Annotated in this window: 16 protein-coding genes; 4 read left to right on the top strand and 12 right to left on the bottom strand. The window is 52.3% G+C overall.

The window, feature by feature from the left end; genetic code table 11:
• Positions 1-81 precede the first annotated feature (81 nt).
• From MHN28_RS24390 to MHN28_RS24370, 5 genes are all read right to left on the bottom strand, one after another.
• Positions 82-1,722, bottom strand: coding sequence for a recombinase family protein (locus tag MHN28_RS24390; RefSeq protein ID WP_239345604.1), 1,641 nt, complete (start codon positions 1,720-1,722; stop codon positions 82-84).
• A 157-nt stretch (positions 1,723-1,879) separates the two neighbouring features.
• Complete coding sequence (locus tag MHN28_RS24385; RefSeq protein WP_239345603.1) at positions 1,880-2,938, bottom strand: site-specific integrase; 1,059 nt, start codon at positions 2,936-2,938, stop codon at positions 1,880-1,882.
• Entirely contained in the window at positions 2,931-4,610 is a 1,680-nt protein-coding gene (locus MHN28_RS24380; RefSeq protein WP_239345601.1) for a site-specific integrase, read from the bottom strand. The genes MHN28_RS24385 and MHN28_RS24380 overlap by 8 nt, the downstream gene beginning before the upstream one ends.
• A gap of 168 nt (positions 4,611-4,778) precedes the next feature.
• Positions 4,779-5,030, bottom strand: coding sequence for a helix-turn-helix domain-containing protein (locus MHN28_RS24375; RefSeq protein WP_370645808.1), 252 nt, complete (start codon positions 5,028-5,030; stop codon positions 4,779-4,781).
• 596 nt (positions 5,031-5,626) lie between these two features.
• The gene (locus MHN28_RS24370) at positions 5,627-6,124 is read right to left on the bottom strand and encodes a hypothetical protein (protein WP_239345598.1); all 498 of its coding nucleotides are present in this window, start codon (positions 6,122-6,124) and stop codon (positions 5,627-5,629) included.
• 136 nt (positions 6,125-6,260) lie between these two features.
• On the opposite strand from MHN28_RS24370, the gene MHN28_RS24365 reads away from it, so the two are divergent.
• Positions 6,261-6,515, top strand: coding sequence for a helix-turn-helix transcriptional regulator (locus tag MHN28_RS24365; protein WP_239345596.1), 255 nt, complete (start codon positions 6,261-6,263; stop codon positions 6,513-6,515).
• 327 nt (positions 6,516-6,842) lie between these two features.
• On the opposite strand, the gene MHN28_RS24360 is transcribed toward MHN28_RS24365, so the two are convergent.
• A complete protein-coding gene (locus MHN28_RS24360) occupies positions 6,843-7,322 on the bottom strand; it encodes a VPLPA-CTERM sorting domain-containing protein (protein ID WP_239345595.1) in 480 nt (159 codons plus the stop codon).
• Positions 7,323-7,682: 360 nt separating this feature from the next.
• Here MHN28_RS24360 and MHN28_RS24355 point away from each other — a divergent pair, with 360 nt between their 5' ends.
• Complete coding sequence (locus MHN28_RS24355) at positions 7,683-8,441, top strand: hypothetical protein (RefSeq protein WP_239345593.1); 759 nt, start codon at positions 7,683-7,685, stop codon at positions 8,439-8,441.
• A 205-nt stretch (positions 8,442-8,646) separates the two neighbouring features.
• On the opposite strand, the gene MHN28_RS24350 is transcribed toward MHN28_RS24355, so the two are convergent.
• Positions 8,647-9,597 carry a DMT family transporter gene (locus MHN28_RS24350; protein ID WP_239345592.1) on the bottom strand — a complete coding sequence of 317 codons (951 nt, stop codon included), beginning with the start codon at positions 9,595-9,597 and terminating at the stop codon, positions 8,647-8,649.
• A 121-nt stretch (positions 9,598-9,718) separates the two neighbouring features.
• Here MHN28_RS24350 and MHN28_RS24345 point away from each other — a divergent pair, with 121 nt between their 5' ends.
• Positions 9,719-10,276: an ABATE domain-containing protein gene (locus MHN28_RS24345; RefSeq protein ID WP_239345590.1), complete on the top strand. Its 558-nt coding sequence runs from the start codon at positions 9,719-9,721 to the stop codon at positions 10,274-10,276.
• A gap of 128 nt (positions 10,277-10,404) precedes the next feature.
• Here the strand turns inward: MHN28_RS24345 and tnpB are convergent, their stop codons facing one another.
• The 4 genes from tnpB to MHN28_RS24325 all read right to left on the bottom strand — a co-directional run bounded on the left by tnpB (position 10,405) and on the right by MHN28_RS24325 (position 12,392).
• Positions 10,405-10,755, bottom strand: coding sequence for an IS66 family insertion sequence element accessory protein TnpB (tnpB, locus tag MHN28_RS24340; protein WP_239345589.1), 351 nt, complete (start codon positions 10,753-10,755; stop codon positions 10,405-10,407).
• On the bottom strand, positions 10,752-11,147 hold the full coding sequence (locus MHN28_RS24335) for a hypothetical protein (RefSeq protein WP_239345587.1): 396 nt from the start codon (positions 11,145-11,147) through the stop codon (positions 10,752-10,754). The genes tnpB and MHN28_RS24335 overlap by 4 nt, the downstream gene beginning before the upstream one ends.
• 5 nt (positions 11,148-11,152) lie before the next feature.
• Positions 11,153-11,461 (bottom strand): SAVED domain-containing protein, encoded by a 309-nt coding sequence (locus MHN28_RS24330; protein WP_239345586.1) that lies wholly within the window; start codon positions 11,459-11,461, stop codon positions 11,153-11,155.
• 325 nt (positions 11,462-11,786) lie between these two features.
• Positions 11,787-12,392 (bottom strand): hypothetical protein, encoded by a 606-nt coding sequence (locus tag MHN28_RS24325; protein WP_239345584.1) that lies wholly within the window; start codon positions 12,390-12,392, stop codon positions 11,787-11,789.
• Between the two features lie 478 nt (positions 12,393-12,870).
• Here MHN28_RS24325 and MHN28_RS24320 point away from each other — a divergent pair, with 478 nt between their 5' ends.
• Entirely contained in the window at positions 12,871-13,599 is a 729-nt protein-coding gene (locus MHN28_RS24320; RefSeq protein ID WP_239345583.1) for a DUF1629 domain-containing protein, read from the top strand.
• A gap of 254 nt (positions 13,600-13,853) precedes the next feature.
• On the opposite strand, the gene MHN28_RS24315 is transcribed toward MHN28_RS24320, so the two are convergent.
• A partial coding sequence (locus MHN28_RS24315; protein WP_239345582.1) for an integrase core domain-containing protein occupies positions 13,854-14,151 on the bottom strand: 298 nt, incomplete at its 5' end.

The raw sequence follows: 14,151 nt of genomic DNA, 5'->3' as shown, positions 1-14,151 counted from the left end.
CCCGCAACCAACTTCTAACAGCCCGTTCGATCTACAAACAGTCCACCGGACTGTCTGCTTAACGATCAAACATCGTCAGGCTCATAACCTGAAGGTCAGAGGTTCAAATCCTACTCCCGCAACCAACGTCACAGAACCGCCCGTAGCACCAACGCTGCAGGCGTTCTGCTTTGTGCCAAGCGCCAAAAGACCGGCCAACTCCCCAACGAGTTCTATGGTAAGCTGTCCGTCATTGGGCAGCAGTCGAATCTCGGATAACAATCCTCGAATGATGGATGTCGCTTCAGTCTTCGTTGCGGGGTTGCTCAACGCACCGCTCAAGTCCTCCACCTTTTCTTTATAGATGCCAGCGAGACCGGGATGCAAAAGAACGGGTCGCTCATGAGACGAAGCGGACAGTTCTGCTTCCAACTCTTCCTTGCGGGCTTCGAGTTCGTCCATCTTCGCCTTCAAACTGGGATGGAACATACCTTCCGCGATAGCATCAACGATCTTTTTGATTTGCTTGGTGGTAGTGGCCAGTTGTTGTTCGGTTTTGGTTTTGCTCTTGGAAATCTCGACAGTCAGACGATTGAACTCTGTTTGGTACGCTGACACAAACTCGGAGATGAGGTCCGGATGCAGCAGTTGGTCCTTGAGACCCGTGAGCACACGGGTCTCCAAAACTTCCCGCTTTATGGTCAGCCGGTTGTCGCAAGTGCCTTTGTTGCGAGAGTTGGCGCAACCAAAATGGGATTTGCCAACAATGGTGTAGCCCCCGCCGCACTCACCACACTTCAAGAGCCCTGAAAACAGATGTTTGGCGCGGTGTGCGCGTTCTGGGCGGTTGACGCCGCTGCTGATGACAGCACTGCGGGTGGCTGTTTGACGGTCTTTGACTTGGGACCAAAGGTTGTCCGAGACAATGCGAAGATCAGGTACTTCTTCAATGACCCATTCTTCGGGAGGGTTTGGTCGCGCTTGTCGCTTACCGGTGTTTGGGTCCTTCACAAAGCGTTGGCGGTTCCAGACGAGGCGACCAATGTAGAGTTCGTTATTGAGTAAGCCGGTGCCCCGACGCCAGTTCTCATAGATTGTGGACGCGCCCCAGCCTGCACTCCGAGGGCCAGAAACACCCTCATTGTTCAACGCTCCTGCAATGGCGCGAGGGCTGCTACCATTCGCATACTCCGCAAATACGCGGCGAACAATGGTAGCTTCCTCTTCATTGATGGCTCGTTCGCCAGTGGACATCTGCCCGTCTGGGTTGAAATTGTGCACGACATCGTAGCCGTAGGTGATACCACCGGCTGATTTATCTTTGCGTACACGTCCCTCAAGTCCGCGATGGGTCTTTTGAGCCAGGTCTTTCAGGAAAAGGCTGCTCATGGTCCCCTTGAGGCCGATATGCAGTTCGGAAATCTCTCCTTCAGCGACGGTGACAATCGGGATGCTCTGAAACCGCATCTGTTTGAAGAACGCTGCGATATGCTCCTGATCTCGGCTGATCCGGTCCAGCCCTTCGGCCACGACAACATCGAAGACATTGCTTCGCGCTTCTTCCAGCAACCGTTGGTAGCCGGGGCGGAGATGAGACGCGCCGCTGAGCCCTCGGTCGGAATAGGTCTCTGCCTCTTGCCAGTCATTGCCGTTGATCAAACGTAGACACAGCCGATGCTGGTCCTCGATAGAGGCGCCACTTTGAAGGTCGGTGGAGTAGCGGGCGTAGATGGCGGCGCGCATGGGTCGGGCCTTTCGAGCTGAGAAACTGGTTGGCCCAACCCATTATAGGCATGGATTGGGCCTTGTCTTCCACTTTCGATTGCAACCCGTTGCAATGAAAAATGCTTCGGTCATAGGTATTTAACCGAACCGGCGAGCGGTTTTTGAGCGCGATAGCCTACCGTTTGCGACCCAAGTTCTTCATCTTTGTCTGCAACATAGATTGGTAGTCAGAACAGGCCGACAGCCCAGTGGCGCGATTATAGTGCTTCTGAGACATGTCCAGCGTTGCGTGCCCGAGGATATCCCGGATGATGTTGACATGTTCCGGGTCTGTCTCGGCAATGGTGGTCGCCGCAAGGTGCCGAAACTTGTGTGTGCGCAACTCAACGCCCAGCAGGCGCGTTGCTACTTTTGGCAGTTCCCGCGACAGGCCATCTGGTGTAATCGGGTCTCCATACTGGCTGATCCAGAGCGCCTTGGATGTCTTAGAGCCAAGGAGGGCCGGACGATGGATGTCCAAATAAGACACCATCGGCTGTACCAGAACCTTGGGTAATGGAAACCAGCGCTCTTTTTTGTCTTTGGTGTCTTCCGCCGAAAGGTAAACCTCGAACCCTTCGGAGGTTTTGAGCAGATGCTGGTCGGTTGTCAATGCCAGCAACGTGCGACGACGTACGGGACGCGAGATCAGAAAGGCGATCATCAAACCTGCCCGAAAGTGGATTGCGCGCTTCAGATCGCTGTGGGACGGATCGCCTTCCGTTGCATCGAGCCAATGCAGGCTCTTGGTCAAGACTTCACTTGCTGACACCGGAATCGGCTTTGGCAGGCTTTTGCGGTCCGCCAAATGTATCAGGCGGTTGGACAGTTTGTTCAACCAGTCCCAATCTCCTGCCGGGTGCATGGCCTTTGCAAGCACATACAGATCACAGATCATGTTTTTGAGGGTTACTGCGTTAACGCGGGCTTCTGCCTCTCCCAGAAACCCCCGCACGGCATCTTTGGTAATGCGACCCGTCGGGGATTGATCCAAAAGGGCAGGCTGATGACGCTTTATCCATGACAGCCAGTATCCGTAGCTCTGGCGACGTTTGGTGCGGCTGCCTTCGGACCAGCTCGCACAGGGGCCTGTACCGTCAAAGATGTCACCTTCCGCGAACAGGGCCTCCCAGGCGGTTTTATCCGCCTGGGGCCAATCTTGATAAAGAAGAACAAGAGGAATGGGATTAGTCATCGGACGTCCCCCGGAACTTCGAAAGAACCACCTCATCATAGTGGTCGTGTGCCCACTGGTTGCTGAGCGATGCGTAGAAATCCATCGTCGTCTGGAGCCGCTTGTGCTTGAGCAGGCGGCGCACGGTCTCGAAATCACCGGGGCGCTCTTCGAGATACAGCTTCGCCGCGATGTGGCGGAACAGATGCGGGTTAACCTTTAGGCCGGTCTCTCGATAGACCCGCTGGGTGAGTTCACCACCAAATTTGCTGGGCGCACGAGGCTTTCCATCGCTACTGCGTGGGAACAGAGCGCGCCCACCCGCTTGCGACACCTGCGGACGGAATTGCATGATATAGCGGTGCAGAAGATTGGAACTGCGGGTGTTCAGTTTGACCTCAATCGGCTCCCCATTCTTAACCTCGATCCCTTCGATACGGATGGAATAATAGGTGTGTGTCCCCGAGCGGGCAGGGATCAAATGCTTGTCCAAATCAAGGTTCGCGAGGTTTTTGACGCGCATGGGACAGCTCAGGAGGATCGTCAGTGCCGCCGCATGCATCGCCGCCAATGCGCTGTCACGGCGGGTCGGTTTGTCGTCCGCCCGTACCATCAGCGTATCTGGAAGGCTCAACAACAAGGCCACGTTCTCCCAATCATTGAACTGCGCAAGGCGTTCCGCATTCTTGTTGCTCATACCACGAGGGGTCGCTGCAACTTTCTTGTGAATGTCTTTGAGCGCCTTGATGGCGTCTTCCGGTGCGTTCAGGTGGTGCCGTGCAATGGTGATACACGTTGCTGCAACATTGCTCAGCCCGGTCGGCAGACCGTCGTTCCCACGCCGGTCTATGATCGTCCGGAAGGCTGTTTTGAGATTGTTCGCCGTAACCACCACAGACAGGCTGGTGAATTCTTCCGGGCGTTGCCCGGAAGTTACCAGCGCGTCCAGCATCTGCCGCAGATGGGCTTCAGTGTTGCGTAGACTGGTCTCGCGCAGCGGTTTGTCAGGACCGTCTTCGCTGAACAGATCACGTTGCGCCAAGCAGTCGAGATAGGCTTTTATCTCTGCTTGCAGGCTTTCCGGGTACTCCGTCAGCGGGCGGGCCACATAGCGGTCCGACGACAAGCGCTCCAGCCGGGGAAGATCGAGACCGTGTTTGTCAATCACGTGGTTCCATGTATCGATCATGGACTGAATGTACTTGGCCGGTTCGTTCTTCAGCAGCACAGCGTCGAGGACCGTCCGAAACGCCTGAACCACTTCGCCACCAATATCCTTGGGCGAGATCGTCCGGGCACTGCAATAGCGTGCAAGCCGCATCAGGCCCCAAACCTGATGGGTGGACTGCACAGTCGTCAAAAATGCGTCCCACTCCGGGGTCAGTTCAGATTTGGCTTCAAAATCCTGCAACACCCCGACCGCCCGCAACGCGCTTGCCAGATCGCTTTTGGTGGTACTGAGGGTGTTGGGCTTCACCCCGCAGTCGGCGGGATGCAACGATGCCGGCTGTTTGCGCAATTGCGGGATGTCTGTCGGAATATCCGACGGAGGACGATTCATGTATGTACTGATGCGCGAGATCGCGGACAGCTTGGACTGTTGACGTTTCTTGTCGGGGTCTGGATTGGACTTCAAAACGTCCAGGACCTCGGCCAGCGTTGTTGGTAGCTGGATCTCTTGGTGATGTGTCATGATAAACCTCTTTGGTTTTGAGATTGGGTACAAAAGGGGACAAACGAGGACATGCAGACCCATGGTGGCCCTCTTGCGGACATTCGGGAAACAAAGGGGATGAATTTATAGCCGAAATCCATGACCCCGCTTTCCCGAATGCCGAAAAAGCCGAGTTTTGTGAAAGCCTTAGAGAACATGGGCCGCTACCTGATTACCGCGTTGCTTGGCAAGGGCATGCAAATCACTACGGGCAACACGCCAATCGCGACCCAGTCGGGTTGCAGGCAGATCACCGGATTTGATCCAGCGGCGAACGGTCTTGGTGCTAATGCGAAGCAGCGCTGCGACATCACGCACGCTGAGATAGGCAGACTCCTCCGAAATCGGCAGATCAACCATGATCCACCTCCGGGTCTTTGCCGTTGCAACGGGTTGCAAAATTGGACCGCGCAGCCTCGCGCGCCAAAAGGTGAACAAGGCTGACCAGAGGTTCAGGGATCTCGAGTTTGGGCAGGTTGCCCGTGGGAGCAGAAGACGAACACGTCATCGATACGTTCCTTTTTAAGGAACCGCTCGAGACAATAATCTCGGTGTTCTGGCTTAGGAGTGCAGTCCAGACGACAAAACACTGACCTCAAAAGAGATCAGGATCATTGCCATCGAGTGCGTCGAGAACGTAGAGCCGTTCTGTCCAATCCCAATATTGGCGGCCCAGCCATCACGGCTGGTAGGTTGAAAGTCCTTGAAGCGTAAGGGCAGTTGCTTGCCTGTCAAGGACGCACGGTGTGGTTACCTCACGGTTACCAACACTGTGATCAGGCCTGACTTCTACATTTGTAACTAAATGAAATTGTTGAAATTTTATATGTTTTGACTTTGCGTGGTTATCCGGACTTGATAGTCTCAAGCACAAGGGTGCCGGGTGAGTGCCCGGATACCTCCTCTCTCTGACAAGCGACGAGGCCACTCCAGTCGGCAAACGCCGAAATGTGTCAACCCGGCACCCGATCTCTTCAGCACATCTGACAACAGGTTCAGTCCCAACCTCGCTTGACTGCGCCCGAGAGGGTGACGGTGATCTTCTCCCCTATCGTTTGATCGGGATTGCGTTTAAACATGAAAATCTTGCTAAAACCGCACCGTGTACCAAGGCCCCGACTGTGCTGGATACGATAGCCATGGCTGACACGTTTGCGGACCTCTCTTACCATGTCGTGGTCATTGATCTTCAAATCGCGGATTGCGTCGTCCTTCGACCGACGTTCACCTAATCGACCATCCATGCTGGTGGGGCGACGGAAATACTCTGATATCTGAAGCAAGATTTGGTTCGCCCGTGGTCGTAAGTGCGATGGCAGGTGACCAACACAGTGCAGGTACGCAGCCCGGTCTTGAATGTCATCGCGTAGCTTTTGACAATTGGTCAAATCCACAAAAAACCGCCCGTAGAGTTGGGGCTTGTCCACCGGTGGGGTTCGCTTGCGTGGCATAAAATCGAAAGGCGGATTGGGTGCGCGTGGGTCAAAAGTCATATCAGTCTCCGTTCGTGCGACATCGCAAAATAATTGCGAATAATCATGGGTGTAGTAGGAAATTTTCACCCCCAATTTGGGGTTAACCCCATAACGGGGGTAGTTGCTTGTGTCCACACGTTTGAGGTCATGAGCAGTGGCAGGCGCCGTAAGAACAGAGGCCTATCAATTCCTGCTGAGCGAACTGATCAGGCTCAGGCAAGAAACCGGGCTTTCGCAGGCCGGGTTGGCCGTGCTGTTAGGTAAGCCACCATCTTATGTCGGAAAATATGAACTGGCAGAACGTCGTTTGGACGTCGTTGAGGCGATAGTCATATTGAAGGCATTACAGGTTGATTCTGATGCGGTTATTGCGGCTGTTTCCGAATTGGCCCCAGATCGCCTTCAGTGATAATGGAACCGTCAATTGGAGAAATTGGTGTTCCCGTCAGCTTTGCGCAGAAAGCGTGCTTCGCAAAATCAAAGTCGTGCCCGAAAGTGGACCTTCGCACCTCGCAAGAAATTGGTTCAAGGAGCCCCAAGCCGCCGTCACTCCGTAACTTGGCTGCTGCGGATGCATTAGGCCGCTTACAACACATTGCGGACCTTGGGCCCCAAGTGCCCGTCAATTGTCTGAGTGAAATGATCGGTTGTCTGCAGTGAGCCCAAAGTACCGAACTCTTCGCAATGCGTGAATGTCCGCAATGCCAAAACGGATATAAGTTATCAGGTGCGCAGGCTATAGATCCGAATGATCGCGCCGACGCGCCAACAAACCCAATCCGACCAGACCCGCGAACAAAAAGGTCAGAGAGGCGGGGATTGGGACCGCACTTATCTTTTCAGCACGGGCGTAGGTCTGAGTGAAGTTATCATACGTAAAAAAATTCGAAACGTTTTGAAACTGACCAAAATACTTACCGAAAACTGCATTTTGAGTAGGCGATTGGGTTGGTCCTATGGACGTAGCGAAAAGTGGGCCAATATCAGGGCTAAAGTTTGTGTTAGGATACCCAAACCAGTCCGCAACAGCGGAAGCAAACGTTTCGGCTATCGTTGAATTTCCCCACCAAATCTGACTTTGCAGCAAAGTATCGTTGGATTCATATGTTCCAACTAATACGGATACTTCCCAATCATGGCCATCGTAGCTTACGGTTACCGCATTTGCCGCCGAAGAAAAAAACGCCAATGCAACCGCCGTTATAATAGCTCGCATTACGGTTCCCCCCCCTCTAAATAGCACTCGTTTGAGCCTAAGGATGATCGATCGAAAGTCAATGCCTATATGTAAATGCCTATATGTTGTGCGCCGTCAGTGACCGGGTCGAAAGAGCATCGCAATTCCCTCTATGACAATGAAGATCAACGAGGTTTCGGTATATTGCGGATCGGACCTTCGCTTCAGGTCCTCGTACGTCTGCTCCGTCCGCATAGCAGGCCTTCATACCGTCTGAACCGACCCGATGACCTACTGAAACCGTCAGATGACTGGTTTGAACCCAAAGCGACGTTCACCGAGTGCACAGTACGGTTTTCCCGTCTTGAACCAAATATGTGCCGACTCCACCATAGGTTAATGCGGAAAGTCATTCTTTGGATAATCGGCATTGCCATTGGTGTTCCAGCTCTGGTTGTTGCGTTCGGTGCATTCATGCTTTTTGTATTTTATCCTGCGAAGCATGCTTTGAACGTTTACCGAATGGATGCGAAGAACGAGCGGGTTTGGGAGGAAGGTACTGCGCGTGTTGTGACTGTGGAGGCCGAACTTCGCACAACGAGTGGCATTGAGGAGCTAGAGACGGACATAATTTGCTATCAAGGTCACTTTGCACGGCCATGGACATTAAAAAATGGTGCGCCAAGGACTGGAGTAACTCCAACAAGTGTCGGGTTTGAGAGCCTACAAGTGGATTTTCCAACTGGCGCAACGTTGGACATAGATTTGTACAACCTTTGCGTTGAGGCATTTCGAACAGAAACGCCGAAGATGCCGATAAAGCTTGAATTTAGCGATATGTTCGTCGTTGCTCCCGAACTTAAGCTGTATTGCTCCTTTAAACTTCCCAATCGGCTAAGCGAAAAGTTCTTTCAAACTGACGCCGCATGGGTGAGTTATCCTAGAATTGTGAGCATTGACGAGCGCTTGCTTAAATCCACGACAACGATTTCAGAAATGGGTTCGTCGGAAGTTCCCTTGATTGGCTCAAGGTTCGGGCGTCGATGGGGGTTGGATTTCCATCGAAGTAACTGGAGCTCTGAAAAACAGTGTTGGACCGGCAGGATAGGGCAATGCGACGAAGAAATGAACAATTATTGCGGGACTAACCCGAGATAGTGCCGAGACTATCCGAAGGTCGGTTTTGTCCGCGTCCCCGCCATCTGTGAACAACTCAGGGAATGTCCGAATTGCGCTGGTTTGAGACTTGCTGCACAAGCAAAACCTCAAGTGGCCGTGAAAGGCTGGTAAGGGCTTGATTATACCAGTTCGGCCACGACGCAGAGAACGTCAGCAGCGAGCCCAAATCGACCGATGCTGCACGTCACTGGAATGTCGGCTTTCCGGTTGAGGCCTGAAATTTTTCAAAAATTACCAAGCTGCCAACAACCAGAGCAACGCCCAGCCACTGGGTTAGCGTGATCCACTCACTCAGTAGTACCATGGCGAACAGAATGGCCAACACCGGCTCGATGATGCTCAGTACAGAGGCTCGCGTTATGCCTATTATTTTCGCACCGGCGAAAAAGAGAAGATACCCAACAGTGAAACAAAAACCGGTTCCTGCCATACCAATCCAACCTGTGACGCTGTTGGGCCAGATCATCGCATCCAGCAAATGCAAAGACGGCCCGATTACGGAGGCAGCAATGAAATAGATGGACGCCCAAAACATCATGCTGAATGATGCAGATATCACATTAGTCTTCCGTGATGCGTCCGACATGGTGACCACCATCACGGTCGATCCAAGCGCCCCTAAAATCGCTGCACCAACCCCGAAATAGCTTGCCACCCCAAGACCGGCGGACACAGCCAATGCAAGTCCTGACAAAGCGCACACAATCAGGGCCATTTGGATAAGTCTAAGGCGAGTGTTGCCACGGAATTGTTCCACGATGGCAACCAGAAAAGGGTGAAAGAAGACAATCAGAAATGCCAATCCGGCGTCGATATAGCCAACCGCCAATAGCAACCCAAACGACCCAAACGCTTGGGCAGTGCCGGTCAATGGACCGAATGGGAAATCTCGAAATACAAATGTGAATTTTTGACCAGTGACCAGCATGAACGCGCCGATACCTAAGACGGCCGACACACATCGGAATGTCACAACAGCCAAGGTGTTAGCGTCTGCTTGATAGGCCAGCTTCGCCGTGCTCGGTGTAACAGCGATGAAAACCGCCGCAAGCAGTACCAAACCGATCCCGGCTTTTGGATCATCGAGACTTCGCCCAGAAAATCGAACCTTATCGGTAGGTCTGCTTCCAATCATCGATTCAAAGTCCTTCTATCCGGCAGGTTCGCTTTGCGTAACCAAAGGAACCACTTATACTGGTTCTTTGCATATCAAGCTGGAACCAGTTATACAAGTTCCAGCTTGAAGGAGTGTGGATATGCCATCCAAGGATTTGGAATTTCACACAGAGACCGGGCGACTGTCTCTGAATTGGATCGCCACTTTGGGTGACCGCAACGGTGCTCCCATAGAACGGATTCTCACAGTTGAAGACTTGAAGGGTTGGCTGGTGGATGTTGCTGGCCAGACTATAACGTTCAAACTTGGAGAAGATGATCTGGTCGAAGCCAAACGCCTCCGTAGTTGCATCACGGGCTTGATGGATGCTCTGACTAGCCACAAGGATCCGAAGCCTAGTGATATCAACACAATCAACGAATTTGCATCCGTGCCCCCAATGGAATTGCGTCTGGATCGCAAGGGTACGCAGCTGGAACACCAAGAACCCGCCAATGCCTCGGTGTTGCTAGGGCAAATTGCGCGTGATGCCATTGATCTCGTTACAGGCCGCGACATTGCAAAGATCAAATCCTGTGCAGCGGAAGACTGTTCGGTGTACTTCGTTGACTATTCTCGACCTGGGAAGCGGCGATGGTGCAGTATGGCCCGTTGTGGCAATCAATCCAAGAAAAGGACGTTTTTGGCCAAAGGATAGCAGCTCAGACTACACCAAAGCTTCTATGGAAGCAGCCATTGGAGATCAAAAGCCAAACGGAGGCTTTGTCCGCTTCTTACCAGTTCGATGAACGCGCAACGAACGTCCAATTGATATGGAGGGAAAGGTCAAGCCAGAGCTGGCCGGTTGATCCTTCGTGACGCAACACGTCTCCAGTCAAGACCCTCAAAGAGAGCTTCGAACTGAGCTTTGCTGATGGAAATTACACCATCCCGCAGCCTTGGCCACTCAAATCCCTTATCTTCCAACCGTTTGTAAATCAGAATCAGTCCGGTGCCGTCCCAGACGATCAGTTTCATTCTGTCCGTTCGTTTGGAGCGAAAAATGAAGATCGCGCCGCTGAATGGATCGAGATCGAATTCATTCAGAACGATCGCTGCCAAACCATCCATGCCCTTGCGGAAATCTACGGGATTCGATGCCAGATATAGTTTGAAGTTGCCCGCCGGAGAGATCACGTCCTGAGCTCCACCGCTAAAACAATTTTGATCGGATCGTCGATCGGGAACGTCTCTGGCAGGATAAGTTCGACCGAACCAGCACGAAGTTCGATGTGCGAAATGGTCGACGTTGCGACGTCCGTATCATCAAAATCCGCCACAACAATTTCCGAGAACACGCGTTCTTCTCGCACTTCAGTTCGCCCAAGGTTTGCCCGCCGTACATCTGCTCGCCATTTGTAAACAAGAGACTTTGAGACGTTGCAATCGGCCATGACTTGCTCGACGGTGAATTCACCGGAATCGAGTTTCTGCTTTACAAAGTCTTTGAAACTGGGTGGCCAGACGCGTCGGCCGCCGGCGTGGACTTCGATTGTAAAACCATATGCTTGGAATGAATGCGTTTCCATGATGCTCAGTCCTTTTGGTGGCACCATATATTGAGTGAATATACCTGTTTAGGGGCACAGCGGGGCTGCATGCAACGCTTACCAAAGGTCGTTGCCAAGTCCTCATCAATGACTGGATAGGAAAAGGTGATCGCCAAAATGACTTCCGGCGCATCCGAAATCGCGTCGAGCCCGTCCACGACGAAACGGGCACCATCGTCTTCACCTTCGATCTTGCGCCACGCTTCCTGAGAGCGATCCCGGTCATAGATGACGATGGAACTCTCGCCATCGAGCAGAACTCCAGTCAGAAATGTGTAAGGGACCGGCGTCACCCTCTATCGAAAACGTTAGGTCGGGTTCACCGGACGTACACGCATGAACGGGATAGCGCGCAGATCGAGTTGGAAGGTGCACTGGCAGCGCCGGTTTGTTCTGTCCCAGAACGAATAGAGCCGCCGAGGGGCGGCTTGTTCGGTTTTGTTCGCTGAAGTTGGTTGCGGGAGGGCGCAACCACCGTTGCCGAACGCAATTGAAATGTCAGGTTTAGGTGCGAATCCGACATACGCAACTCGTTACCTAAACTTCCGCAACGCGGACGAAGCGGACTTTCGCCACCGTCGCCTCAAGATCAGCTTGCAAGTTACGGCTCCAAAGTGGCTATTCGCTCCAAACATAAACGTAATCGTCAGCGTTCATAAAATAAGTGCGCCATTGATACTCAGGGAGATCGTGGGGTTTGAAAATCAAATAGCGCGGATCATGTTTCGAAACATTGTTTTTGCTACGAGCTTGCCGAATTTTGTATTGTTCAGCGTTCATTAGAACCTGGGCGCGTTGATTGTTATGGTCTTTTCTCGCAAGATAAAAAGCATTATAAAAAAACACCACTTCTTTTCGAACGAGTGATACTTCACTCTCCGATAAAGATGCCCAGGGTATATCCATTTTTATGACTGATGTGGCATAACCGTCTTTCCTGAAAAACTTTGCTGGATCGTCACAATCCAACCGATCTGGATCGCTGGCGCTCCAGTTGTGTTTTAGCGCCTTAAATTCACTCCAGAATACTCCTTCCAATGGGGTCTGGTTGTAGGGCAAAAATATCCCGAACTTAAATAATGCAATCTGATCGACGGGATAACCATCGACTTCTTGACACCAACTTTTTGTCCGAGGATTACGCACCACGATATCTCGCCCACTTGCGTTCGGGTGTGGTGATGCATTCAGCGATACGGGGAAATACTCGTACTCATAGTCCACTTTGTTTGCCTCCGTTTTCAAATACTTCTTTGCTTATCAACAACGTTAAAACCGGATATTGTTGAGATTCATCACCCTCTGCCACTTGATCAAATCACCCTTACGGCGCGAAGAGAACCCATTTGATGCAGATACCGACGATGTTGATTACCCGAATCCGTTCAACATAACTGTGGACAGCGGCTGCCTTGAGGCGATAATTGCCGCTTGCAGCAACAGGTCATTTTGGGCTCGGAGCCGTCATCTGACGACTTCTGTCAGGCATTCCCCACGGTGGCGTGCACCCGAGGTCGGCAATGCGGGACGAAGTTACCGTAAAGATAGATTTTGCGAAAAGCTGCTTTCGGTGTGAATAATAGATTCAATTGATGCTTGTCGGGCTGACTGAAGGCGAGGATAGTCCATCCAAAATGCCTTTGATCTGCCGGCGCATCTAACGATTGCGCGGTAGATAGATGCTGAGTTTTGGAGCACATGGGTGCGCAACGCGCTGCTCAGGGGGAGTGATATGGGGGTAATCATTGAGACATCGGAAGAAGGCGCGATTGACTACGCCCGACTGACTGCTGCGGATGGGCATGGGGAAGAATACACCAAGAAACGCTTGAAATTTCTGGAAGATGAAAAGAGCAAGTTCAACAGCGAAAGCCTGTTTCGGTTGATCGATGAGGCCCAAAAAAACGGCACCAAAGTCAACACATTTGAAACAGACACCTGGGGTAATTTACGAACCCGTGTGCCGTCTGACCTTTACCCTAGTCAACTGATCCTGGGTAAGGGGCTGCGATTGCTTGATTATGATGGCGCCTGTGATTCAGGTTTGTTTGTCAGCAGCCGCTTTCGGGATTTGGTCGAAGAGTTTGATCCCGGCGTTCATGATTTCTGTCCTGTCGAAGTTGTGAGCCACGATGGGGAGTCGCTCGGGACGCATTACTTCTGCCGTTTTTTGCGGCCGATTAATGCCATTCGGGTCGAAGGCAGCAAGCATGTGAGATTGGTGATGGAAGATGACCCGCGCGGGGATCTTTCGATGTTGAGCATCAAGCGTCATTCTGAGGTTTCCGTCTATGCGGACCGAATTGCAGGGTTTGGCGGATGGCGCGACATGCGTTCGCCACGCGGCGATTTTGTATCCGGTGCCTTATGGAGGCGGATGCAAGAGTTCGGCCTAAGCGTCGGTGCATTTTTGCATTTCGACGAATGCTAGTTGATTGACGATTTTCAATCGTCTGACAATTCCAATGTTCGGACTTTCCTACGGGATGCAGCATCGGTCAAAGAAGGGCTCACTGCAGACAACCGATCATTTTACTCAGACAATTGACGGGCACTTGGGGTCCAAGGGTCCGCAATGTGTTGTAAGCGGCCTAATGCATCCGCAGCAGCCTGTCTGACGTCAGCGCCAATGGGACAGATGGCGGCCTGAGCTAAGAGAGGGTTTGGCGCATCTGGTTGGGTTGATTATGCGGCGGTTTTGCGGTGAAGCAAGCGCCGGGTTTCGACGGTCTTTCGTTTGATCCGTTCTCGTTGTTTTAGAATGGTCTGCCCGCGTCCGAAGTAGACATCAGCGGGCGTGAGGTTTTGTAGGCTCTCGTGGTAGCGCCGGTGATTGTAGTGATCGACGAAAGCATAGATCTGCTGCTGAAGGTCACCGGGCAGATAGTAGTTTTCCAATAAGATGCGGTTCTTGAGAGTCTGGTGCCAGCGCTCGATCTTTCCCTGAGTTTGCGGGTGGTACGGAGCACCTCGAATATGATCC

This window comes from Ruegeria sp. Ofav3-42, from assembly GCF_022347725.1.
Classification (GTDB): Bacteria; Pseudomonadota; Alphaproteobacteria; order Rhodobacterales; family Rhodobacteraceae; genus Ruegeria.
Note: the sequence above shows the minus strand (reverse complement) of the source record. Positions and strands in the feature narration are given on the sequence as shown.

What these genes read in the sequence shown, in the direction of transcription:
- MHN28_RS24390 (WP_239345604.1), bottom strand. Translation starts at nt 1,722, where the DNA reads ATGCGCGCCGCCATCTACGCCCGCTACTCCACCGACCTTCAAAGTGGC.
- MHN28_RS24385 (WP_239345603.1), bottom strand. Translation starts at nt 2,938, where the DNA reads ATGACTAATCCCATTCCTCTTGTTCTTCTTTATCAAGATTGGCCCCAG.
- MHN28_RS24380 (WP_239345601.1), bottom strand. Translation starts at nt 4,610, where the DNA reads ATGACACATCACCAAGAGATCCAGCTACCAACAACGCTGGCCGAGGTC.
- MHN28_RS24370 (WP_239345598.1), bottom strand. Translation starts at nt 6,124, where the DNA reads ATGACTTTTGACCCACGCGCACCCAATCCGCCTTTCGATTTTATGCCA.
- MHN28_RS24360 (WP_239345595.1), bottom strand. Translation starts at nt 7,322, where the DNA reads ATGCGAGCTATTATAACGGCGGTTGCATTGGCGTTTTTTTCTTCGGCG.
- MHN28_RS24355 (WP_239345593.1), top strand. Translation starts at nt 7,683, where the DNA reads ATGCGGAAAGTCATTCTTTGGATAATCGGCATTGCCATTGGTGTTCCA.
- MHN28_RS24350 (WP_239345592.1), bottom strand. Translation starts at nt 9,597, where the DNA reads ATGATTGGAAGCAGACCTACCGATAAGGTTCGATTTTCTGGGCGAAGT.
- MHN28_RS24345 (WP_239345590.1), top strand. Translation starts at nt 9,719, where the DNA reads ATGCCATCCAAGGATTTGGAATTTCACACAGAGACCGGGCGACTGTCT.
- MHN28_RS24335 (WP_239345587.1), bottom strand. Translation starts at nt 11,147, where the DNA reads ATGGAAACGCATTCATTCCAAGCATATGGTTTTACAATCGAAGTCCAC.